This is a genomic window from Streptomyces sp. NRRL S-455 (assembly GCF_000717875.1).
Classification (GTDB): Bacteria; Actinomycetota; Actinomycetes; order Streptomycetales; family Streptomycetaceae; genus Streptomyces.
The window spans coordinates 117641-140764 of the sequence record NZ_JOCT01000024.1 but is presented as its reverse complement, the minus strand read 5'-3'; the positions used below and the strand labels follow the sequence as shown (position 1 = coordinate 140764).

Here is a 23124-nt window from a genome sequence, read left to right as displayed (position 1 = left end):
TGCTCGCTTTCCGTTGCGTAAGGGGCTTGATGGGGCTGCGGGCGGGATTAACCGACCGCGCCTTCCATCTGCAGCTCGATCAGCCGGTTGAGCTCCAGCGCGTACTCCATGGGGAGCTCCTTGGCGATGGGCTCGACGAAGCCGCGCACGATCATCGCCATGGCCTCGTCCTCGCTCAGGCCGCGGCTCATCAGGTAGAAGAGCTGGTCCTCGGAGACCTTGGAGACGGTCGCCTCGTGGCCCATGGACACGTCGTCCTCGCGGACGTCCACGTAGGGGTAGGTGTCCGAGCGGGAGATCGTGTCGACCAGCAGCGCGTCGCAGAGCACGTTCGACTTGGAGCCCGGGGCGCCCTCGCCGATCTCGATGAGACCGCGGTAGGAGGTACGGCCGCCGCCGCGCGCCACCGACTTGGAGACGATGTTCGAGGACGTGTTGGGGGCCATGTGGACCATCTTGGCGCCCGCGTCCTGGTGCTGGCCCTCGCCGGCGAAGGCGATGGACAGGGTCTCGCCCTTGGCGTGCTCGCCCATCAGGTAGACGGCCGGGTACTTCATCGTCACCTTGGAGCCGATGTTGCCGTCGACCCACTCCATGGTCGCGCCCTCGTAGGCCACAGCGCGCTTGGTGACCAGGTTGTAGACGTTGTTCGACCAGTTCTGGATGGTCGTGTAGCGGCAGCGGGCGTTCTTCTTGACGATGATCTCGACGACCGCGGAGTGCAGCGAGTCCGACTTGTAGATCGGGGCGGTGCAGCCCTCGACGTAGTGCACGTAGGCACCCTCGTCGACGATGATCAGGGTCCGCTCGAACTGGCCCATGTTCTCCGTGTTGATGCGGAAATAGGCCTGGAGCGGGATCTCCACGTGCACGCCCTTCGGCACGTAGATGAAGGAGCCGCCGGACCACACGGCCGTGTTCAGCGCGGCGAACTTGTTGTCACCGGCCGGGATGACCGTGCCGAAGTACTCCTTGAAGAGCTCCGGGTGCTCCTTCAGGGCCGTGTCGGTGTCGAGGAAGATGACACCCTGCTCCTCCAGGTCCTCGCGGATCTGGTGGTAGACGACCTCCGACTCGTACTGGGCGGCGACACCGGCCACGAGGCGGTTCTTCTCGGCCTCCGGGATGCCCAGCTTGTCGTAGGTGTTCTTGATGTCCTCGGGCAGGTCCTCCCAGGAGGCCGCCTGCTTCTCCGTGGAGCGCACGAAGTACTTGATGTTGTCGAAGTCGATCCCCGACAGGTCCGAGCCCCAGTTCGGCATGGGCTTCTTCTCGAACAGGCGCAGACCCTTGAGGCGGAGCTTGGTCATCCACTCCGGCTCGCTCTTCTTGTCGGAGATGTCGCGGACGACGTCCTCGTTGATGCCGCGCTTGGCGGAGGCGCCGGCCGTGTCGGAGTCGGCCCAGCCGTACTCGTACTTGCCCAGGCCCTCGAGCTCAGGGTGGGCAGTCTCCGTGGGGAGAGTCATGCGGGGTTCCTCCCGGCCGTGCTTGCAGATGCGTTGTGGGAAATCTTGGGGATGAACGTCGTGCAGACGCCGTCGCCGTGCGCGATGGTGGCGAGCCGCTGTACATGCGTACCGAGCAGCTCGGCGAAAAATTCCGTCTCCGCCTCGCACAGCTGGGGGAACTGCTCGGCGACGTGGGCGACCGGGCAGTGGTGCTGGCAGAGCTGTTCACCCTGCTGCGGGTGGGGCGCGCTGCGCGCTGTAGCAGCGTACCCGTCCGCGCTCAGGGCCTTGGCCAGCGCTTCGGTCCGCCCCTCGGGCGTGGCGGCCTCGACCGCCTTCCGGTACGCGCCTGCCTGCGCGGCGATCCTGGCGCGGGCGAAGGCGGCGATCGCCTCACCGCCTCCCTCGCGGTCGGCGATCCAGCGCAGGGCGTCCGCGGCGAGCTTGTCGTACGACTGGTCGAAGGCGTCCCGGCCGTAGTCCGTCAAGGCGAACACCTTGGCCGGGCGGCCGCGGGTGCGCGTGCCGTAGACGCGCTGCTGGCGGGCTTCCACGACACCGTCACCCGTGAGGGCGTCGAGGTGCCGGCGCACGGCCGCCTGGGTGAGCCCCAGCCGCTGGGCGAGCTCGGCGACGGTCGACGGGCCGTGGTCCAGGATGGACCGCGCGACGCGGTTGCGGGTGGACCGCTCCCCGGTCGCGAGCTCCTCCTGCTGGGTCCCCATCGGGGTCTCCCGAGCCTCGCCGACGTTTTTCACAACGCCATTGTTGCGTAATTCCTTGGAGCCGGGCAAGCCGCGCCCGGCCCGCCCGCGGGTGCCCTGCGTCACTTAGGCTTACCTAATCTGACCTGCGGAAACGATCTCTGATCGATCAAACGGGTGGCATGCCGGGGCCGCTTCGGGGAGACTCCCGAACCATGTCCACACCCCCTCCGACCGGCCCACTTGTCACTCGGGACACACTGCGCACGCAGTTGGGCGAGCTGGGCGTGCGGCCCGGCGAGATCCTCCTCGCGCACTCGTCGCTGCGCTCGTTCGGCTGGGTCAACGGCGGTGCCGTCACGGTGGTGCGGGGGCTGCTCGACGCGCTCGGGCCGGAGGGCACGCTGGTCGTTCCGACGCAGACCGGTGACCTGTCCGACCCCGCCCTGTGGGGCAACCCGCCCGTGCCCCCTCAGTGGTGGCCGGCGATCCGTGCCACCATGCCCGCCTACGACCCGCGCATCACGCCCAGCCGCGGGGTGGGCGTCGTCCCGGAGACCGTGCGCACCTGGCCCGGAGCGCTGCGCAGCGCGCACCCGCAGACCTCGTTCGCGGCGGTCGGCCGGAACGCGGCGGAGGTGATCGAGGGGCACGCGCCCGACTGCCGGCTCGGCGAGCGCAGCCCGCTCGCGAAGCTGGAGGCGATGGGCGCCCGGGTCCTGCTGCTCGGCGCCGGCTACGCCTCCTGCACCAGCTTCCACCTCGCCGAGTACCGCATACCGTCCCCGCGTGTCGCCGTGGGCAGGCCGGGGCCGGAAGGCTGGGAGACGGTGATCGAGGTGTCGATCAGCTCGGACCGGTTCGACGAGCTGGGTTACGACTTCGAGCGGGACCGTCCCGTCGTACGCGGAAAGGTGGGGGCCGCCGAGGCCCGGCTGTTCCCGGTGGCGGAGGCAGTGGCCTACGCCGAGCGGTGGCTGGCGGTGCACCGGCCTCGCGAGGAGGACTTCCCGCACCCCCGGGTCTGAGACCCGTTCGGCGTACCTAGACTCTGGACCCATGCGAAGTGAGCCCGTGGTCCAGGTCCAGGCCCTGGTGAAGCGGTACGGCACGAAGACCGCGGTGGACGGGCTGGACCTGGTGGCCCGGGAGGGCGTGACCGCCGTGCTCGGCCCCAACGGGGCGGGCAAGACGACCACGGTCGAGACCTGCGAGGGGTACCGCAAGCCGGACTCCGGCACGGTGCGCGTCCTGGGCCTCGACCCGGTCACGGACTCCCGCGAGCTGCGGCCCCGCATCGGCGTGATGCTCCAGTCCGGCGGCGTCTACTCGGGCTCCCGCGCCGACGAGATGCTCCGCCATGTCGCCAAGCTGCACGCGGACCCCCTCGACGTGGACGCGCTGATCGAGCGCCTGGGGCTCGGCTCCTGCGGCCGTACGACGTACCGGCGGCTGTCGGGCGGCCAGCAGCAGCGGCTCGCCCTCGCCATGGCCGTGGTCGGGCGCCCCGAGCTGGTCTTCCTGGACGAGCCGACCGCCGGACTCGACCCGCAGGCCCGCCGCGCCACCTGGGACCTGATCCGGGACCTGCGCGCCGACGGTGTCTCGGTGATCCTCACCACCCACTACATGGACGAGGCCGAGCAGCTCGCCGACGACGTGGCGATCATCGACGCGGGCCGGGTCATCGCCCAGGGCTCACCGGAGGAGCTGTGCCGGGGCGGCGCCGAGAACACGCTCCGCTTCTCCGGCCGCCCCGGCCTGGACGTCGCCTCGCTGCTGAAGGCACTGCCCGCCGACTGCTCGGCCGCCGAACTGACACCGGGTTCGTACCGGGTCGTCGGGAAGGTCGACCCCCAGCTGCTCGCGACGGTCACCTCCTGGTGCGCCCAGCACGGCGTGATGCCGGAGAAGATCTCGGTGGAGCGGCATACCCTCGAGGACGTGTTCCTCGAGCTGACCGGCAAGGAGTTGCGCTCATGATTCCGGCTCACACCGAGGTCGGCCGGGGGTCCGGGGGTTGTCCCCCGGGACGGCACAGCCTGGAACTGACCGGCAAGGAGCTGCGTTCGTGACCGCCACCGGCACCTATGCGCCGAAGCCGGGGGCCGCGCCGCTCCCCCGCATGATCGCGGCCCAGGCCGCGCTCGAGACGAAGATGCTGCTACGCAACGGCGAGCAGCTGCTGCTCACCGTCGTCATCCCGACCCTCCTCCTGGTGCTCTTCAGCACCGTGGACATCGTCGACACGGGTACGGGCGAGGCGGTCGGCTTCCTCGCCCCCGGCGTCCTCGCGCTCGCGGTGATGTCGACCGCTTTCACCGGGCAGGCGATCGCGACCGGCTTCGAGCGGCGCTACGGGGTGCTGAAGCGGCTCGCCGCCTCCCCGCTGCCCCGGTGGGGCCTGATGACGGCGAAGACGCTGTCCGTCCTGGTCACCGAGGTGCTCCAGGTGGTGCTGCTGACGGTCATCGCCTTCACGCTCGGCTGGTCGCCGCACGGCAACCCGTTCGCCGTGCTGCTCCTGCTGGTCCTCGGCACGGCGGCCTTCTCGGGCCTGGGCCTGCTGATGGCCGGGACGCTGCGGGCCGAGGCGACGCTCGCCGCCGCCAACCTGGTGTTCCTGCTGCTGCTCGTCGGCGGCGGGGTCGTCGTCCCGCTCGACAAGTTCCCCTCCGCCGCGCAGGACGTACTCGGCCTGCTGCCCATCTCGGCCCTGTCCGGCGGACTGCGGGACGTCCTCCAGCACGGAGCCGGGATGCCCTGGGGCGACCTCGGCATCCTCGCCGTCTGGGCGGTCGTGGGACTGGCGGCGGCCGGACGGTTCTTCCGCTGGGAGTAAGACCCACGACACCTGGGAGCAAGGCCATGACGGACCCTCGTGAAAGCGTGCACAAGCGGCGTCCTACGATGGTTCGCGTGCCAAAAGTGACCCCCGCCGACGCCAGGGCGGCCCTGCGCAACCCGCTCGCCTTCATCGCCGACCGCTGGACCCCGGAACCCCGGACGGTCCAGCGCGCGGCGCTGTCCGCCATCGTGATGTCGGTCCTCATCGTCGTCACCGGTGGAGCCGTACGGCTGACCGGCTCGGGCCTGGGCTGCCCGACCTGGCCCAAGTGCACCGCCGACTCGCTCACCGCGACCAGTGAGATGGGCGTCCACGGCGCCATCGAGTTCGGCAACCGCATGCTGACCTACGTGCTGTGCGCCGCCGTCGGCTGGGCGATCATCGCCGCGCGTTCGCGGAAGCCGTACCGGCGTGGCCTGGTCCGGCTGGGCTGGGCGCAGTTCTGGATCGTGATGAGCAACGCGGTGCTCGGCGGCATCGTGGTGCTGGTCGGTCTGAACCCGTACACGGTCGCGGCCCACTTCGTGGCGACGTCGGCGCTGATCGCGGTGGCCACGGTGATGTGGCAGCGCGTCCGCGAGGGCGACGCGCCGCCGCGCCCGCTGGTCGGCAAGGCCGTGCGGCAGCTGGTGTGGTTCCTGGTCGCGGCCACCGTTCTGCTCATCCTGGTCGGCACGGTCGTCACGGGCGCGGGCCCGCACGCCGGTGACTCCAGCGAGGTCGAGCGGATGCCGGTCGACTGGGAGATGGTGAGCAAGCTGCACGCCGTGCTGGCGTGGATCGTGGTGACGCTGACGTTCGCCCTGTGGTTCGTCCTGAAGGCGGTCGACGCCCCCAAGACGCCGCTGAGCCGCACCCGCGAGCTGTTCCTGATCCTGCTCGCGCAGGGTGCCATCGGCTACGTCCAGTACTTCACGGACCTGCCCGAGGTCCTGGTCGGCCTGCACATGTTCGGCTCGGCCGTGATGTGGATCTGGGTGCTGCGGGTGGTGCTGTCGCTGCGGGAGCGCCCGGAGCTCGTGGCCGAGGTGCCCGGCCCCTCGGCCGAGGCGAGCCTGAGCAAGGCCTAGTCCAGGCCGTAGACCCTGCGTGCGTTCCCCGACGCCAGCATGCCCGCCACCCGCTGGGCGTCGGTCAGTGACCAGGCGCCCTCGGCGACCCAGGTGCCGAGCACCCGGCCGAGGGCCTCGCGGAACAGGCGGGCGCCCACCACGTGCAGTTCGGGCAGGCCCTGGGCGCCGCTGGAGAAGAGGATCTTGCCGAACGGGGCCAGCTCCAGGATCTCCGCGAGGACGGTCGCGGCCCGGGCGCCGGTGCGGACCAGGGCGGCGCCGGAGTCGACGTGGACGTGTGGGAAGACACCGGCCAGGTGGGCGGCGTTGCGGTGGTACGGGTAGCCGTGCAGCAGGACCAGGTCAGTGCCGAGGCCGGCGGTGGCCCGTACGAAGTCCGTCAGCAGCACCGGGTCCGTACGGTCGATGCGCAGGCCCGGCGTGCCGAGCCCCACGTGCAGCTGGAGCGGCAGCCCCGAGGCGACGGCACTCCACAGCAGATGCCGCAGCAGCACGGGGTCGCTCAGCTCCCCGCCGACGCCGCGCCCGGCGAGCCAGCGGCCGGCGGCCCCCCGCACCTCCCCCGGCCCGGGCGGCTCCGGCGCGAGCGCGAGGCCGTGCCGTACACCCGCGACGGAGGTGAAGGCGACGGCGTTCGCGGCGGCGGCGTGCACGGACTCGGCGAGGTTGGCGAGGAAGGACTCGACGGTCCCCGAGGTGTCGGCGACCTGCTCGGCGAGCAGTTCCAGGCGGACGATCTCATGGGCCTCGGCGGCTCCTGCGGAGGCCAGCTCACCGGGTTCCGTCAGGTCGCCGGGAAGGCCGGTGTCGACCAGGTACGTGGTGATGCCGCTGCCGCGCAGGAGCCGGCGGCCGGACTCCAGGACGCCGAGTTCGCGGCGGCGGGCGATGTAGCGGGCGGGTGCGCAGTGCGGTTCGAGGCCGAGCAGGGGTGGGCACCAGCGCCGCACGGCGAACCCGGTCTGGGTGTCGAAGAGGGTGGTGCCGGGGGCGGGTGGGCCCTCGGTGCGGGAGAGGTGGGCCTCGAAGGTGCCGAGGCCCAGCTCCGTGCGGAGCACTCCGTGGCAGTACTGGTCCACTAGGGACGGCGTTTCGATCATCCGGACCTCCCGGTGTGGACCCTGTTGTTCCTAAGGGTCCTAACGGGTGAACCGGGTTCGAGGTCGCGGTCCCGAGGTGGGCGGCCGGTTTCATACGGCGGGTGCGGACCGTGTGTGGCTGCTCGCGCCCACGCGGCGGAGCCGCAAATCGATACAGCCCCGCGCCCCTGAGTCGGCTGCTCAGACGTTCTTGGGGCCGCCGACCTGGATGCCCGCCATGCGCGACCACTCGTAGCGGCCCGTCTTGACCTTCGCGGCGAATTCGCCGTCGAAGGACTCGTGGCGGGTGATGCCCGATTTCTCCACCGCCTTCTCGGCAATTTCGAAGGACGGGGCCACCAGGTCGCCCCAGTTGCCGTCCTCGCCGACCAGGACGATGCGGGCGCCGCGTTCGCCGAGGTAGGCGACCTGGCCCTCGGCGCCGCCGTGGGCCTTGGAGAAGGAGGTGATCTGCTGGGCGAGCCGGGCGACCTTGCGCTCGGCCTTCGGGTCAACCTGCTGCGTGTCTGCCATGTCCAGGATGCTACTCACGGGTAGATCGACTCGCGAGAGCAGGGCGGTGTGACGTACGTCAGCGCAGGAACGGGTCGACCGCGACCGCCACGAAGAGCAGCGACACATAGGTGATCGACCAGTGGAACAGGCGCATCTCCTTCAGCTTCGCGCCCGTGATCTCCGCCTTCGCGCGGTTCTGCAGGCCGTGCGCCTCCCAGAGCCAGAAGCCGCCCGCCAGCAGGGCGACCGCCGTGTAGAACCAGCCCGTGTAGCCGAGCGGGGTCAGCAGGAGCGAGACGGCGACCATGACCCAGCTGTAGATCACGATCTGCTTGGCGACGACCTTGTTGGAGGCGACCACGGGCAGCATGGGCACGCCCACGCGCGCGTAGTCCTCCTTGACCTTCATGGACAGCGGCCAGTAGTGCGGCGGCGTCCAGAAGAACATCACGAGGAAGAGGATGACCGGCGCCCACGACATGGAGTTCGTGACCGAGGACCAGCCGATCAGCACGGGCAGGCAGCCGGCGATGCCGCCCCACACGATGTTCTGCGAGGTACGGCGCTTGAGGATCATCGTGTAGACGACGACGTAGAAGAGGAGCGCGCCGAGGGAGAGCCAGGCGCTCAGCCAGTTCACGGTCAGGCCGAAGAGCAGCGTGGAGGTGATCGCCAGGGTGATGCCGAAGACGAGGCACTCGCGGGGGCTGACCATGCCGGTGACCAGCGGGCGCTGCGAGGTGCGGTCCATGAGCGCGTCGATGTCGCGGTCGATGTACATGTTGAGCGCGTTGGCGCCGCCCGCCGACATGTAGCCGCCGAGGCAGGTCAGCAGCACCAGTGTCAGGTCGGGCACGCCCTGCTCAGCCAGGAACATCACCGGAACCGTGGTGATCAGCAGCAGCTCGATGATCCGCGGCTTGGTGAGAGCCACGAACCCCTTGACACGGGCCCCCAACGGCCGGTGGGCCGGGCTCTGGTCCGTCCCGAGCATCCCCGCTGGACGGGATTCAACGGCCGTCACGCACACCCCTACAGAGACATCCCAGCGAGCCTCACCCGTGTGAAGTCCCGGTAAAGGCTCGCGCGTACCACGCCACTTTAGACGTTGCCCAGAGTCGGACATTCGCGGGGGTCGCATCGTGTTGGGAGGGGGCTGCGGAAGGGCGTCCGGAAGCTCGATTGAGCACCCGGATGAGCGGCTCCGTATTCACCTGTCGAATGCGTTACGGACCAGTCAGGAGGCGGATCGGGAGGAGTCCCGGCACTCTTGGGTGACTCGGAAGAACGCACGTCCCACAGGGGTAGGCTCGACTGCGGCCGGTGGGCGCCCCGATACACCGGCATCCGAACATGTGGAGAGGAGCCCTGACCCAGGGTGAGCACCAAGCCGACCACAACAGACCTCGAGTGGACCGAGTTGGACCAGCGGGCCGTCGACACCGCGCGTGTCCTGGCCGCCGATGCCGTACAGAAGGTCGGTAACGGCCATCCGGGTACGGCGATGAGCCTGGCGCCTGCCGCCTACACCCTCTTCCAGAAGGTGATGCGGCACGACCCGGCGGACGCCGACTGGGTCGGGCGCGACCGCTTCGTGCTGTCCGCCGGCCACTCGTCCCTGACCCTCTACACCCAGCTGTACCTGGCCGGTTTCGGCCTGGAGCTGGACGACCTGAAGTCCTTCCGCACGTGGGGTTCGAAGACCCCGGGCCACCCGGAGTACGGGCACACCACCGGTGTGGAGACGACGACCGGCCCGCTGGGGCAGGGTGTCGCCAACGCGGTGGGCATGGCGATGGCCGCCCGCTACGAGCGCGGCCTGTTCGACCCGGAGGCCGCCGAGGGCGAGTCCCCGTTCGACCACTTCGTGTACTGCATCGCCGGTGACGGCTGTCTGCAGGAGGGCATCTCCGCCGAGGCCTCGTCGATGGCGGGCCACCAGAGGCTGGGCAACCTGATCCTGCTGTGGGACGACAACCACATCTCCATCGAGGGCGACACCGAGACGGCCGTGTCCGAGGACACGGTCAAGCGCTACGAGGCCTACGGCTGGCACGTGCAGCGGGTCGAGCCGCAGGCCAACGGTGACCTGGACCCGGCCGCGATCTTCGAGGCGATCCAGAAGGCCAAGGCCGTCACGGACCGGCCGTCGTTCATCGCGATGCGCTCGATCATCGCCTGGCCGGCGCCGAACGCGCAGAACACCGAGGCCGCGCACGGCTCCGCGCTGGGCGACGACGAGGTCGCCGCCACCAAGCGGGTCCTGGGCTTCGACCCGGAGCAGAGCTTCGAGGTCTCCGACGAGGTCATCACGCACACCCGCAAGGCACTGGAGCGGGGCCAGGCGGCCCGCGCGGTGTGGGAGAAGGCGTACCAGCAGTGGCGGGACAACAACCCCGAGCGCGCCGCCGAGTACGACCGGATCGCGGCGGGTGAGCTGCCGGCCGGCTGGGAGGAGAAGATCCCGGTCTTCGAGGTCGGCAAGGGTGTCGCGACGCGTGCCGCCTCCGGCAAGGTGCTGCAGGCCCTCGGCGGGGTCATTCCCGAGCTGTGGGGCGGCTCGGCGGACCTGGCGGGCTCCAACAACACCACCATCGACAAGACCAGCTCCTTCCTGCCGGCGGACAACCCGCTGCCGGAGGCGAACCCGTACGGCCGCACGATCCACTTCGGTATCCGCGAGCACGCGATGGCCGCCGAGATGAACGGCATCGCGCTGCACGGCAACACCCGGATCTACGGCGGCACGTTCCTGGTCTTCTCCGACTACATGCGCAACGCGGTGCGGCTGTCGGCGCTGATGCACCTGCCGGTGACGTACGTGTGGACGCACGACTCCATCGGACTGGGTGAGGACGGCCCCACCCACCAGCCCATCGAGCACCTGGCGTCGCTGCGCGCGATCCCGGGCCTGAACATCGTGCGCCCGGCCGACGCCAACGAGACGGCCATCGCCTGGCGCGAGATCCTCCGGCGCTGGACGAAGGAGTTCGGCAAGGGCCAGCCGCACGGCCTGGCGCTGACCCGTCAGGGCGTGCCGACGTACGAGCCCAACGACGATGCCGCCAAGGGCGGTTACGTCCTGTTCGAGGCCGACGGCGGCGAGCCCGAGGTCATCCTGATCGCCACCGGCTCGGAGGTGCACGTCGCCGTCGAGGCGCGCGAGCAGCTCCAGGGCGCCGGCGTGCCCACGCGCGTCGTGTCCATGCCGTCGGTGGAGTGGTTCGAGCAGCAGGACCAGGGGTACCGGGACAGCGTCCTGCCGCCGTCCGTCCGGGCGCGGGTCGCGGTGGAGGCCGGCGTGGGTCTCACCTGGCACAAGTACGTGGGGGACGCCGGCCGCATCGTTTCCCTGGAGCACTTCGGTGCTTCGGCCGACGGCAAGGTGCTCTTCCGGGAGTTCGGCTTCACTGCCGAGAACGTGGCCGCCGCCGCCCGGGAATCGATCGCCGCAGCTCAGCGCTGACGCTCATACACGACACGTAGGAGATGTAATTTCCATGACAGACGCACTGAAGCGCCTCTCCGAGGAGGGCGTCGCGATCTGGCTGGACGACCTGTCGCGCAAGCGGATCACGTCCGGCAACCTCGCCGAGCTGATCGACCAGCAGCACGTCGTGGGCGTCACCACCAACCCGTCGATCTTCCAGAAGGCGATCTCACAGGGCGACGGCTACGACACGCAGCTGACCGACCTCGCCGCCCGCAAGGTCACCGTCGAAGAGGCCATCCGCATGATCACCACGGCGGACGTCCGTGACGCCGCCGACGTGCTGCGCCCCGTCTTCGACGCCACCGGCGGCAAGGACGGCCGGGTCTCGATCGAGGTCGACCCCCGCCTGGCGCACAACACGCGGGCGACGGTCGCCGAGGCCAAGCAGCTCGCCTGGCTGGTGGACCGGCCCAACACCCTCATCAAGATCCCGGCGACCGAGGCGGGTATCCCGGCCATCGCCGAGACCATCGGCCTGGGCATCAGCGTCAACGTCACGCTGATCTTCTCCCTGGAGCGCTACCGCCTGGTCATGGACGCGTTCCTGACCGGCCTGGAGAAGGCCAAGGAGCGCGGTCTGGACCTGTCGCAGATCCACTCCGTGGCGTCGTTCTTCGTCTCCCGCGTGGACACCGAGATCGACAAGCGGATCGACGCGCTGGGCACCGACGAGGCCAAGGCGCTGCGCGGCAAGGCCGCCGTCGCCAACGCCCGGCTGGCCTACCAGGCGTACGAGGAGGTCTTCTCCTCGGACCGCTGGAACGCCCTGGAGAAGGCCGGCGCCAACAAGCAGCGTCCGCTGTGGGCGTCGACCGGCGTGAAGGACAAGGCGTACAGCGACACCATGTACGTCACCGAACTGGTCGCCCCGAACACGGTGAACACCATGCCGGAGCCCACCCTGGTGGCCACCGAGGACCACGGCGAGATCACCGGCAACACCGTCGCCGGCACGTACGAGCAGGCACGCGCCGACCTCGACGCGGTCGAGAAGCTCGGGATCAAGTACGACGACGTGGTCCGGCTGCTCGAGGAGGAGGGCGTCGAGAAGTTCGAGGCGTCCTGGACCGACCTGCTGAAGTCGACCGAGGCCGAGCTCAAGCGCCTCGCCCCCTCGGAGGGCTGAACAGGTGTCGAGCAGCAACCCGCTGCGTGACCCGGCGGACCGACGGCTCCCGCGTATCGCGGGGCCGTCGGGCCTGGTCATCTTCGGCGTCACGGGTGACCTGTCACGCAAGAAGCTCATGCCCGCCGTGTACGACCTCGCCAACCGGGGTCTGCTGCCGCCGGGCTTCTCGCTGGTGGGCTTCGCACGCCGCGAGTGGGCGCACGAGGACTTCGCCCAGGAGGTGCACGACGCGGTCAAGGAGCACGCCCGCACGCCGTTCCGCGAGGAGGTCTGGCAGCAGCTCATCCAGGGGATGCGCTTCGTGCAGGGCACCTTCGACGACGACGACGCGTTCGAACGGCTGCGCTCCACGATCGAGGAGCTGGACAAGGCCCAGGGCACGGGCGGCAACTTCGCCTTCTATCTCTCCGTGCCGCCGAAGTCCTTCCCGGTGGTCATCCAGCAGCTGAAGAAGCACGGGCTGGCGGACCAGACCGGCGGCTCCTGGCGGCGCGCGGTCATCGAGAAGCCCTTCGGGCACAACCTCGCCTCGGCCGAGGAGCTCAACAAGGTCGTCCACGAGGTCTTCGCCCCGGAGCAGGTCTTCCGCATCGACCACTACCTGGGCAAGGAGACCGTCCAGAACATCCTGGCGCTGCGCTTCGCCAACACGATGTTCGAGCCGATCTGGAACCGGTCATTCGTGGACCACGTGCAGATCACCATGGCCGAGGACATCGGCATCGGCGGCCGGGCCGGCTACTACGACGGCATCGGCGCCGCGCGTGACGTCATCCAGAACCACCTGCTCCAGCTCATGGCGCTCACCGCGATGGAGGAGCCCGCCTCCTTCGACGCGGACGCGCTGGCCGCCGAGAAGACCAAGGTGCTCGGTGCCGTGAAGCTGCCGAAGGACATGGGCCGGGACACCGTGCGCGCCCAGTACGCGGCCGGCTGGCAGGGCGGCACGAAGGTGCGCGGCTATCTGGAGGAGGACGGCATCAACGCCTCCTCCAAGACCGACACCTACGCCGCGATCAAGCTGGAGATCGACAACCGCCGCTGGGCGGGCGTCCCCTTCTACCTGCGCACCGGCAAGCGCCTGGGCCGCCGCGTCACCGAGATCGCGGTCGTGTTCCAGCGGGCCCCGCACTCCCCCTTCGACACGACCGCCACCGAGGAGCTCGGCTCCAACGCGATCGTCATCCGCGTCCAGCCGGACGAGGGTGTGACGGTCCGCTTCGGTTCGAAGGTGCCGGGCACGTCGATGGAGATCCGGGACGTGTCGATGGACTTCGCGTACGGCGAGTCCTTCACGGAGTCCAGCCCGGAGGCGTACGAGCGTCTCATCCTGGACGTCCTGCTCGGTGACTCGAACCTCTTCCCGCGCACCGAGGAGGTCGAGCTGTCCTGGAAGATCCTCGACCCGATCGAGGAGTACTGGGACAAGAACGGCAAGCCCGCCCAGTACCCGGCCGGTACCTGGGGGCCCGCCGAGGCGGACGAAATGCTCGAGCGACACGGACGGAGCTGGCGTCGGCCATGAAGATTGACCTCACGGACACCACGGCCAGCAAGATCAACAAGGCGCTGGTGCAGGGCCGCCGGGCGATCGGTACCCCGGCGGTCGGCATGGTGCTGACGCTGGTCATCGTGACGGACGAGGAGAACGCCTACGACGCGCTGAAGGCCGCGAGCGACGCCGCGCACGAGCATCCCTCGCGCACGCTCGTGGTCATCAGGCGTGTCTCCCGCTCGCCCCGCGACCGTACGCAGTCCCGCCTGGACGCGGAGGTCCGGGTCGGCGCGGACGCCGGCACGGGCGAGACGGTGGTGCTGCGGCTGTACGGCGAGGTCGCCGAGCACGCCCAGTCGGTGGTGCTGCCGCTGCTGCTGCCGGACGCTCCGGTGGTGGTGTGGTGGCCGGTGAACGCGCCGCTCGACCCGGCGAAGGACCCCCTGGGTGCCCTCGCCCAGCGTCGCGTCACCGACACCTACGCCTCCGAGCAGCCGGTACGGGACCTGGCCACCCGGTCCCGGGCCTACACCCCCGGCGACACGGACCTGTCCTGGACCCGCATCACGCCTTGGCGCTCGATGCTGGCGGCGGCGCTCGACCAGGTCGCCTGCGAGGTCAGGGCCGTCGAGGTGGAGGGCGAGGAGTTCAACCCGAGCTGTGAGCTGCTGGCGATGTGGCTCGCGGACCGGCTGGACGTCCCCGTGAAGCGCTCCCTGTCCAGCGGCCCGGGTCTGACCGCGGTCCGCATGACCACCAACTGCGGCCCGATCAACCTGGACCGCGCCGACGGCTCCCTGGCGACGCTGTCCATCGAGGGCCAGCCGGACCGTGCGGTGGCGCTCAAGCGCCGGGACACGGCCGAGCTGATCGCGGAGGAGCTGCGGCGGCTCGACCCGGACGACACCTACGCGTCGGCGCTGCGGTACGGGGTGGACCGGCTGAAGTCCTCCTGGTCGGCTCCGGCGCCGCCGGCGCCGCGGGCCTCGCTGGAGGAACCGGTGGCCAAAGGAGAGCCCAAAAGCGGCGAGCGAGGCGGCGAAGGGGGACGGCTCGCGCTCCCCGCTCCCGTCGAGAAGGCTGCGAAAGCACCCGCTGCGGAGGCGACGGCGCAGGCACCGGTGAAGCAGGAACCGCCCGAGTTGGAACCGGTACGGAGGTCGACGACGAAGTGAGTACGGCACCGCAGCTGGTCGTGCACCGCGACAAGGAGCTGATGGCGCAGGCCGCGGCGGCCCGGCTGATCACCAGGATCGTGGACGCGCAGGCCTCCCGGGGCTCGGCGTCCGTGGTCCTGACGGGCGGCCGCAACGGCAACGGCCTGCTGGCCGCGCTGGCCGCGGCGCCCGCCCGGGACGCGATCGACTGGAGCCGGCTCGACCTCTGGTGGGGGGACGAGCGGTTCCTGCCGGAGGGCGACCCGGAGCGCAATGTCACGCAGGCGCGGGAGGCACTGCTGGACGCGGTGCCGCTCGATCCGAAGCGGGTGCACGCGATGCCGGCGTCGGACGGCCCGTACGGCGACGACGTGGACGCGGCGGCGGCCGCCTACGCGGAGGAACTGGCGGCAGCGGCGAGCCCGGAGAACCATGGCCCCGTGCCGACGTTCGACGTGCTGATGCTGGGCGTCGGGCCGGACACGCATGTCGCGTCGCTGTTCCCGGAGTTGCCCGCGGTGCGCGAGACGGACCGTACGGTCGTCGGTGTCCACGGCGCGCCGAAGCCGCCGCCGACGCGGGTGACGCTGACGCTGCCGGCGATCCGTGCCGCCCGTGAGGTGTGGCTTCTCGCGGCCGGTGAGGACAAGGCGCAGGCGGCGGCGATCGCGCTGTCGGGGGCGGGCGAGGTGCAGGCACCGGCGGCGGGCGCCTATGGCCGGTCCCGGACGCTGTGGCTGCTGGACGCGGCGGCGGCCTCGCAGTTGCCGCGGTCGCTGTACCCGCCGGCGTCCGCCTGACCGCGCGCACGCCGAGCGGCTTCTTCACCGGAGCGGCCGGAACCCCTGATCGCAGGGGTCCGGCCGCTCCGGTGTTCCCGCGCTCAGCCGCCGCCCAGCACCCGTGCGGTGTACGCGGCCAGATCCGCCCTGAGCCGCTCACGCGTCATGTGCTCCCGGTCGGTGAGGTGGTCGACGAGGTCCGCGCGGACCGCGGCCAGCAGCGCGTGGGCGGCGAAGCCGGCGTCGGGGAGACCGGGGAGCTGTTCCAGGACGTCCCGGAGCGTGCCGTGCCACCAGTCGTAGTGTGCGGCGCGGTAGGGGCTGTCGCTCGCCGTGCCCTCCAGGGCCACGGACAGGTGCCGGTGGTCGAGCTTGAAGCAGAGCAGGGCGTCGAGCAGGGCCGGGACGCGTTCGGCGGGAGGCGTCGCGGGTCCGAGCGGCTGGGGGCCCTCGGCGACGGCGTGGCGGATCGGTTCGAGCCGGGACTCGTAGAGCGCGCGGATCAGGCCCGTGCGGTCGCCGAAGCCGCGGAAGAGGGTGCCCTTGCCGACGCCGGCGGCGGCGGCGATGTCGGCCATGGTGACGTCCTCGGGGCTCGCGCACGCGGCGAAGAGCCGGTCGGCCGCCGCCAGGACGGACTCGCGGTTGCGCAGGGCGTCCGCGCGGGGCTTGCGTTCGGGCACGGGAATGCCTCCGTCTCCTCCGACCGAGTAAGCGGACTCCAGGTCCGTATCTTGCGTAACCGGACCGCGAGTCCGTATTCTTTCTTAAGCGGACCAGCAGTCCGCATCGTAGCGGAGGGACTCCCATGACTTCATCCACGACTACATCCACCTCACCGGCCGACGTGTTCCGCCACAGTCTGCGGCTGCTGCTCGACAAGGACATCTCCGGCTGGGTGGAACTCTGGGACGACGACGGCGTCATGGAGTTCCCGTTCGCGCCCGAGGGGTGGCCGAGGCGGCTGGAGGGCAAGGCCGCCGTCCTCGACTACATGCGGGACTACCCCGACCACATCGACCTGCAGGCGACCCCCGACCTGACGATCCACCGGACCGACGACCCGGCGACCGTCGTGGTGGAGATGCGCGCGGTGGGGCGGCTGGTCGCGAGCCGGGCGCCTTACGACATGACGTACATCGCCGTGGTGACGGTCGCCGACGGCCGTTTCACCCACTATCGCGACTACTGGAACCCGCTCGCCCTGCCCCAGGACGGCGCGGCCGACTTCGCGGGGAGCGCCCGGTGAGCGCCGCCACCCTCGTCATCGGCGCCACCGGCACGACCGGCGGGCGCGTGGCCCGACTGCTCACCGCGCGAGGGCTGCGGGTGCGGGCCGCGAGCCGCCGCGCGGTCCCCGTCGCCGGTGCCGAGGCGGTCCGTTTCGACTGGTACGCCCCGGGGACGTTCGAGGAGGCGCTGCAGGGCGTGGACCGGGTCTATCTGGTCCCGCCGGTCGGGGACCCCGACCCCGCCGCCGTCATGCTGCCGTTCCTGGAACGGGCCCGCGCGTCCGGGGTGGGCCGGGCGGTGCTGCTCGGATCCTCTGCGATCCCCTCCGGCGGCCCGGCCGTCGGACAGGTGCAGCAGGCCCTGCCCGGCCTGTTCGAGACCTGGGCGGCCCTGCGGCCCTCGTGGTTCATGCAGAACCTCACCGGCGAGCACGAGCACGCCCGGAGCATCCGGGAAGAAGGGATCGTGCGGACCGCGACGGGCGAGGGGCGCGTGGCCTTCGTGGACGCCGACGACATCGCCGCCGTCGCCGTGCACGCGCTGACCTGCGACCGCGACGCGGGCGGCGATCTGGTCGTCACCGGGCCGCAGGCGCTGAGTTACGACGACGCCGCCGCCGTGCTCAGCGAGGTGACGGGGCGCCGAGTGACCCACCGGCGGCTGACCTACGAGCAGCTGCGCGACCGGCTGGCACGAACCCTCCCGCCGGAGTTCGCCGCGGTCCTCGCCGGTCTGGACCGGGACATCGCCGAGGGGGCCGAGGACCGGGTCACCGACACGGTCGAACGGCTCACCGGCCGCCCACCGCGCAGCCTGCGCGCCCATGTGGAGCGCTCCGTGGCGGCGGTGGACGGCTAGCCGGCCGATGGGGCGGGCTACTTTACCGAGCCCGCCATCACCCCCTGCACGAAGTGCCGCTGGAACGCGAAGAAGACCACGACCGGGACGACCAGGGACAGGAACGCCCCGGGCGCCAGGACGTCGATGTTGCTGCCGAACTGGCGGATCTGCGACTGGAGTTCCACCGTCAGCGGCTGCGACGCGCTGTCCGCGAAGAGCAACGCCACCAGCATGTCGTTCCACACCCACAGGAACTGGAAGATGGCCAGCGAGGCGATCGCAGGCCGCCCCACGGGCAGCACGAGCCGCGTGAAGATACGCCACTCACTGCCGCCGTCCATCCGGGCGGCTTCCAGCATCTCCTTCGGCATCTCGGCGAAGTAGTTCCGCAGCAGGAACACCGCGAAGGGCAGTCCGTAGGCGACGTGGAAGAGGACGACACCGGGAATCGTGCCGAACAGCCCCAGCTGCCCGAAGAGTTTCGCGACCGGCAGCAGCCCGATCTGCACGGGCACCACCAGCAGCGCGACCACGACGAGGAAGATCGCCTCCCGCCCGGGGAAGTCCAGCCACGCGAAGGCGTATCCGGCGAGCGCCGCGATCACCACGACCAGCAAGGTCGCCGGCACCGATATCAGCACCGTGTTCCAGAACGCCTGCGTGATGCCCGCGTTCTGCAGCAGCGACGAGTAGTTGTCGAAGGACAGCTGCCCGGGACTGGTGAACACCGTCCACCAGCCGCCCTTCGCCGTGTCCTCGGCGGACCGCAGCGAGGACAGGAACAGCCCGGCCAGCGGCGTCATCCACACCAGGCCCACCACGACGAGGAAGGCCTGGACGACCCCGTTGCCCAGTCCGCGCCGAACCGCGTTCATCGCTGACTCCTCTTGAAACGGCGGACGTTGAACACCATGGCCGGGACCACCAGCAGCAGGAGCAGCACACCGAGCGCGCTGCCGAGCCCCTGGTTGTTGCCGCCGCCGAACGACACCAGCCACATCTGCGTCGCGAGCACGGTCGCGTCCTCCTGCACCGGGCCGGGCGCGATGATGTAGACGAGGTCGAAGACCTTCATCACGTTGATCACCAGCGTCACGAAGACGACCGTCAGGACAGGGGCCAGCAGCGGCACGGTGATCCGCCGGAAGATCTGCCACTCGTTCGCGCCGTCCATCCGCGCCGCCTCCAGGGCGTCCCGGGGCAGCGTCGCCAGGCCCGCCCCGATCAGCACCATGGCGAAGCCGGTCCAGATCCACAGGTACGCCCCGATGATCGCGGGGGTGACCAGCGCCGGTCCGAGCCAGGAGACGCCCTCGTAGGGCGGGGCGAAGTTGGACGACGGCAGTTTCACCTGGTAGGAGCCGGCTTCGAGTCCCTCGAAGCGGAAGGAACCGTCGGAGGCGGTGGTCGCCGTGGCGACCGCCTTGCCGTCGCGGACCGCCTCGACCTGCATCTGGGGCAGTCCGCTCTCCCGCGCGTCGACCTTGCCCTGCTCGCCTCCCCCGCCGGGCGTGAAGTCGAGGTAGACGACACCGCGCAGTTCGTCCGCGGCGGCCTTCTGCCCCGCCGCCCCCGAGGCGGGCCGGGCGTCGCCGGGCAGGTCGCCCGGCTGCACGCCGACCAGGCCCAGCGTCACCGCGTCCCCGGGCGAGACGGCCGTGCTCGTGCGGTACGAGCCGTCCTTCTCCTTCGTCAGGCCCTGCCCGTCACGCGCCCGGGCCGTCGGGTAGGAGGACGAACCCTCGAAGGCGTCGTGGACGGAGACGACCGCCGCGTTGAGGACGCCCTTGTCCGGGTCCTCGTCGTACGCGAGCCGGAAGATGATGCCGGCGGCGAGGAAGGACACCGCCATCGGCATGAAGAGCAGCAGCTTGAAAGCGGTGGCCCAGCGGACCTTCTCCACCAGGACGGCCAGGATCAGGCCGAGCCCGGTCAGCAGCGCCGGGGCCACGACGACCCAGATGGCCGTGTTGCGGACGGCGTTGAGGGTCGCGGGGTCGCGGAACATCTCGGTGTAGTTGTCGCCGCCGACGAAGGTCGTGCCGGAGGCGTCGAAGAAGCTGCGGCCGATGCTGAACAGCACCGGGTAGACGACGAGCGCGCCGAGCAGCAGCAGCGCGGGGAAGACGAACAGCAGGGCGACGATCCTGCCGCGCCGCCGCAGGCGCCGCGTGCGGTCGGCGGCCGGGCCGGGCGGCGCGGGAGGGCTCGTCTCTTTCACGAGAGTGGCAGTCATGACCTATCAGTCCTGGTACGCCTTGGCCGCCGCGGCCTCCAGCTTCGCCGCGGTGCCCTTCGGGTCGGAGGGGTCGCGCAGGAAGTCCTGGAGGAGCTTCCACTCGCCGGCGCCCTTCGTGCCGCCGAAGGCCGCCGGGGCCTGGTCGGACATGTCGAAGCGGACCGAGTCCCCGGCCTGGACGAGGGACTTGGCGGTGGCCCGGGTGACGTCGTCGCCGTACTTCGCGAGGTCGAGCTTCTTGTTCGGGGAGAGGAAGCCGCCCGCCTCGGCCCACACCGCGGAGGCCTCCGGGGTCGCCAGGTACTCCAGGAGGGCCTGGGCGGCCTTCTGGTTCTTGCCGTCCTTGAGGACGACGGCGGCGTCACCGCCGCTGACGACCGGTGCCTCGCCGCCGCCGACGGCCGGGAACGGGAAGAAGTTCGCGTCCTCGCCGATGGTCTTGCCGAACTGGTCCTTGGCGACGCCGGCGACGAAGTCGCCCTCGTAGACCATGCCGGCCTCGGGCTCGGGCCCGAACACCTTCTCCACCGAGCCGGGGAAGTCGGTGTTCAGGGCGCCCTTCTGGCCGCCCGCGATGAGCTGCTTGTCCTTGAAGAGCTTGCCGAGCGTGGTGAGGGCGTCGACGACGGAGGCGTCGGTCCACTTCAGCTTGTGCGCGGCGAGGGCGTCGTACTTCTCGGGTCCGGCCTGGGAGAGGTAGACGTTCTCGAACCAGTCGGTGAGGGTCCAGCCGTCCTGTCCGGCGACGGAGAAGGCGGCGAGGCCGGAGTCGGACACCGTCTGCCCGGCCTTGAGCATCTCGTCGTAGGACTTCGGCGGCTTCACGCCGGCCTGGGTGAGGGCGTCGGGGCTGTACCAGACGGTCGACTTGTGGGCGGCCTTGAAGTAGAGGCCGTAGAGGGTGCCGTCGACGGTGCCGTAGTTCTTCCAGACGTCGGCGTAGTTGGCGTCGACGGATGCCTGCGTCTTCTTCGACAGGGGCTTGAGCCAGCCCTTGGCGGCGAACTGCTTGAGCACGCCGACCTGCGGGACCATCACGACGTCGGGGGCGTTGCCGCCCTCGATCTTGCTGCCGACGACGGTGGAGACGTTGTCGCCGGTGGACGTGAACTGCGTCTTGGCGCCGGTCTTCTCGGTGAAGGCGTCCAGCACCTTCTGGAAGTTCTTCTGCTCGGTGCCGGACCAGACACCGGCCACGGTGACCGTCTGGCCGCTGAGTGCCTTGTCGCCGCCGCCGGCGGAGACGGGGCCGCCGCCGCAGGCGGTCGCGCCGAGCGCCAGGACGAGGGCGGTGCAGCCGGTGAGCAGGGTGGTACGTCGTCGCATCATCGTTGATGTCCCTTCGGGAAGTTGACTTGCGGGGAGTTCAGGAACGGATCCACCAGGCGGCCGTCGAGCCGGAGAGCACTCCGGGCGGGCAGGGGCCGCTGGCGAGCAACGGGGTGCCGGAGACCGGCGCGGGGGTGGGGGCCGTACCGAAGTTGACGGCACACACCAGGTCGTCACCGCGTTCGAAGGCCAGGACGCCGGGCGGGGTGTCCAGCCAGCGCAGTGTGCCCTCGCCCAACTGCGGGAGCTGGGAGCGGAGCTGGAGGCCGTCGCGGTACAGGTGCCAGAAGGACCGGGTGTCGGCGAGGGCCCGGTCGGTGGCGTACTCGGCGAAGTACTCGGGCTGGGGCAGCCAGGGTTTGGCGCTCTCCGTGCCGCTGGTGAAGCCGAACGGCGAGGCCTGTCCCGACCAGGGCAGCGGCACCCGGCAGCCGTCGCGGATGCGGGCCCTGCTGCCGGTGCGGCGGAAGATCGGGTCGGTGAGCACGTCGTCGGGCAGGTCGACGACCTCGGGCAGCCCGAGCTCCTCGCCCTGGTAGATGTAGGCGGCTCCGGGCAGCGCCAGCATCAGCAGGGCGGCGGCGCGGGCCCGGGCGGCGCCGAGTCCGCTGCCCTCGGCGGGTTCGCCGTAGCGGGTGACGGTGCGGACCTGGTCGTGGTTGTTGAGGACCCAGGTGACCGTCGAGCCGGTCCCGGCGATGTCCTGCATGGCCTCGGAGATGACCTTCTGGAAGGCGTCGGCGTCCCAGGAGGCGCTGAGCAGGTCGAAGAAGAAGGCCTGGTGCAGTTCGTCGGGGCGGACGTACTGGGCGTGCTCGCGGGCGGTCGGGACGGAGACCTCGCCGACGAGCAGGCGTTCGCGGCCGTCACGGTCGGTGTACTCCTCGCATATGGACCGCCAGCGGCGCCACACGTCGTGCACCTCGGGCTGGTTCCAGGCGAGCGGGTTGACCGAGTCGCGGGTGCGGGCGTCGGCCTCCGGGTCGTCGGAGTCGGGCAGGTCCGGGTGCTTGAAGAGGCCGGCGGCGACGTCGATGCGGAAGCCGTCGATGCCCCGGTCGAGCCAGAAGCGGAGGATCCGCTCGAACTCGGCGGCGATCTCCGGGTTGCGCCAGTTCCAGTCGGGCTGCTCGGGCGCGAACATGTGCAGGTACCACTGGCCGGGCCGGCCGTCGGGCTCGGTGACCCGGCTCCAGGCGGGGCCGCCGAACATCGAGTGCCAGTTGTTGGGCGGCTCGTCGCCGTCCGGGCCGCGGCCGTCGGCGAAGTGGAAGCGTGCCCGGGCCGGGCTGCCGGGCGCCGCGGCGAGCGCCTCGCGGAACCACGGGTGATCGCTGGAGCAGTGGTTCGGGACGATGTCGAGCAGGACCTTGATGCCGAGCCGCCGCGCGGCCCCGACCAGCAGGTCGAACTCCGCGAGATCGCCGAAGAGAGGGTCGACGTCGCAGTAGTCGGCCACGTCGTAGCCGTGGTCGTGCTGCGGCGAGGGATAGAAGGGGCTCAGCCAGATCCCGTCGACGCCGAGCTTCTTGAGGTACGGCAGTCCGGCCCGGACGCCGGCGAGATCGCCGATGCCGTCGCCGGTGCTGTCCAGGAAGCTGCGGACGTACACCTGATAGATCACTGCGTCACGCCACCAGTGGTGCCTGTTCAACCCATCGACCTGTCTCTGAGGAGGGCAGCGGTTATGCATGCATGTTAAGTAGGCGTGTCGAGAGGGTGTCAATGAAAAGCACAGAGGTGACCGGCCAGTTGG

At 70.5% G+C, this 23124-nt stretch carries 21 protein-coding genes; 11 read left to right on the top strand and 10 right to left on the bottom strand.

The features are described 5' to 3' along the window. Positions 1–47: 47 nt before the first annotated feature. Both sufB and IE97_RS0129035 read right to left on the bottom strand, forming a co-directional pair. Positions 48–1469 (bottom strand): Fe-S cluster assembly protein SufB, encoded by a 1422-nt coding sequence (sufB, locus tag IE97_RS0129040; protein ID WP_030246849.1) that lies wholly within the window; start codon positions 1467–1469, stop codon positions 48–50. Next, entirely contained in the window at positions 1466–2209 is a 744-nt protein-coding gene (locus IE97_RS0129035; protein ID WP_030246847.1) for a helix-turn-helix transcriptional regulator, read from the bottom strand. Before IE97_RS0129035 ends, sufB begins: the two co-directional genes overlap by 4 nt. A 161-nt stretch (positions 2210–2370) precedes the next feature. On the opposite strand from IE97_RS0129035, the gene IE97_RS0129030 reads away from it, so the two are divergent. The 4 genes from IE97_RS0129030 to IE97_RS0129015 all read left to right on the top strand — a co-directional run bounded on the left by IE97_RS0129030 (position 2371) and on the right by IE97_RS0129015 (position 6073). Further along, the gene (locus IE97_RS0129030; RefSeq protein ID WP_030246845.1) at positions 2371–3183 is read left to right on the top strand and encodes an aminoglycoside N(3)-acetyltransferase; all 813 of its coding nucleotides are present in this window, start codon (positions 2371–2373) and stop codon (positions 3181–3183) included. Positions 3184–3214: 31 nt separating this feature from the next. Beyond that, on the top strand, positions 3215–4138 hold the full coding sequence (locus IE97_RS0129025; RefSeq protein ID WP_078603424.1) for an ABC transporter ATP-binding protein: 924 nt from the start codon (positions 3215–3217) through the stop codon (positions 4136–4138). Between the two features lie 142 nt (positions 4139–4280). Further along, entirely contained in the window at positions 4281–4997 is a 717-nt protein-coding gene (locus IE97_RS0129020) for an ABC transporter permease (RefSeq protein WP_051705167.1), read from the top strand. Between the two features lie 68 nt (positions 4998–5065). Next, the gene (locus tag IE97_RS0129015; protein WP_030246839.1) at positions 5066–6073 is read left to right on the top strand and encodes a COX15/CtaA family protein; all 1008 of its coding nucleotides are present in this window, start codon (positions 5066–5068) and stop codon (positions 6071–6073) included. Here the strand turns inward: IE97_RS0129015 and IE97_RS0129010 are convergent. From IE97_RS0129010 to IE97_RS0129000, 3 genes are all read right to left on the bottom strand, one after another. Next, positions 6070–7176, bottom strand: coding sequence for an amidohydrolase family protein (locus tag IE97_RS0129010; protein WP_030246838.1), 1107 nt, complete (start codon positions 7174–7176; stop codon positions 6070–6072). The two genes, IE97_RS0129015 and IE97_RS0129010, sit on opposite strands and share 4 nt — an antisense overlap. A gap of 180 nt (positions 7177–7356) precedes the next feature. Next, positions 7357–7689, bottom strand: coding sequence for a hypothetical protein (locus IE97_RS0129005; protein WP_030246837.1), 333 nt, complete (start codon positions 7687–7689; stop codon positions 7357–7359). 58 nt (positions 7690–7747) lie between these two features. Next, a complete protein-coding gene (locus IE97_RS0129000) occupies positions 7748–8665 on the bottom strand; it encodes a heme o synthase (protein ID WP_199807069.1) in 918 nt (305 codons plus the stop codon). Positions 8666–9049: 384 nt separating this feature from the next. Between IE97_RS0129000 and tkt the strand changes: the two genes are divergently transcribed. Genes tkt through pgl form a run of 5 tightly spaced genes read left to right on the top strand, consistent with a single transcriptional unit; the run spans position 9050 to position 15745 of the window. Continuing rightward, positions 9050–11137 (top strand): transketolase, encoded by a 2088-nt coding sequence (tkt, locus tag IE97_RS0128995; RefSeq protein WP_030246834.1) that lies wholly within the window; start codon positions 9050–9052, stop codon positions 11135–11137. Between the two features lie 34 nt (positions 11138–11171). Further along, on the top strand, positions 11172–12290 hold the full coding sequence (tal, locus tag IE97_RS0128990; protein ID WP_030246832.1) for a transaldolase: 1119 nt from the start codon (positions 11172–11174) through the stop codon (positions 12288–12290). 4 nt (positions 12291–12294) lie between these two features. After that, a complete protein-coding gene (gene zwf, locus IE97_RS0128985; RefSeq protein ID WP_030246830.1) occupies positions 12295–13818 on the top strand; it encodes a glucose-6-phosphate dehydrogenase in 1524 nt (507 codons plus the stop codon). Then, the gene (gene opcA / locus IE97_RS0128980; protein ID WP_030246829.1) at positions 13815–14963 is read left to right on the top strand and encodes a glucose-6-phosphate dehydrogenase assembly protein OpcA; all 1149 of its coding nucleotides are present in this window, start codon (positions 13815–13817) and stop codon (positions 14961–14963) included. Before zwf ends, opcA begins: the two co-directional genes overlap by 4 nt. Continuing rightward, a complete protein-coding gene (gene pgl, locus IE97_RS0128975; RefSeq protein WP_030246826.1) occupies positions 14960–15745 on the top strand; it encodes a 6-phosphogluconolactonase in 786 nt (261 codons plus the stop codon). Before opcA ends, pgl begins: the two co-directional genes overlap by 4 nt. An 83-nt stretch (positions 15746–15828) precedes the next feature. Here the strand turns inward: pgl and IE97_RS0128970 are convergent, their stop codons facing one another. Then, positions 15829–16410, bottom strand: coding sequence for a TetR/AcrR family transcriptional regulator (locus IE97_RS0128970; RefSeq protein ID WP_030246823.1), 582 nt, complete (start codon positions 16408–16410; stop codon positions 15829–15831). 125 nt (positions 16411–16535) lie between these two features. On the opposite strand from IE97_RS0128970, the gene IE97_RS0128965 reads away from it, so the two are divergent. Continuing rightward, positions 16536–16976 carry a nuclear transport factor 2 family protein gene (locus tag IE97_RS0128965; RefSeq protein WP_030246820.1) on the top strand — a complete coding sequence of 147 codons (441 nt, stop codon included), beginning with the start codon at positions 16536–16538 and terminating at the stop codon, positions 16974–16976. Beyond that, a complete protein-coding gene (locus tag IE97_RS0128960; protein WP_030246817.1) occupies positions 16973–17818 on the top strand; it encodes an NmrA family NAD(P)-binding protein in 846 nt (281 codons plus the stop codon). Before IE97_RS0128965 ends, IE97_RS0128960 begins: the two co-directional genes overlap by 4 nt. A 17-nt stretch (positions 17819–17835) precedes the next feature. On the opposite strand, the gene IE97_RS0128955 is transcribed toward IE97_RS0128960, so the two are convergent. Genes IE97_RS0128955 through IE97_RS0128940 form a run of 4 tightly spaced genes read right to left on the bottom strand, consistent with a single transcriptional unit; the run spans position 17836 to position 23061 of the window. Beyond that, entirely contained in the window at positions 17836–18675 is an 840-nt protein-coding gene (locus tag IE97_RS0128955) for a carbohydrate ABC transporter permease (protein ID WP_030246815.1), read from the bottom strand. Then, complete coding sequence (locus IE97_RS0128950; RefSeq protein WP_030246813.1) at positions 18672–20036, bottom strand: ABC transporter permease subunit; 1365 nt, start codon at positions 20034–20036, stop codon at positions 18672–18674. The genes IE97_RS0128955 and IE97_RS0128950 overlap by 4 nt, the downstream gene beginning before the upstream one ends. Positions 20037–20042: 6 nt before the next feature. After that, the gene (locus IE97_RS0128945; protein WP_030246810.1) at positions 20043–21368 is read right to left on the bottom strand and encodes an ABC transporter substrate-binding protein; all 1326 of its coding nucleotides are present in this window, start codon (positions 21366–21368) and stop codon (positions 20043–20045) included. Positions 21369–21405: 37 nt separating this feature from the next. Continuing rightward, complete coding sequence (locus tag IE97_RS0128940; protein WP_199807070.1) at positions 21406–23061, bottom strand: glycoside hydrolase family 13 protein; 1656 nt, start codon at positions 23059–23061, stop codon at positions 21406–21408. Positions 23062–23124: the final 63 nt, after the last annotated feature.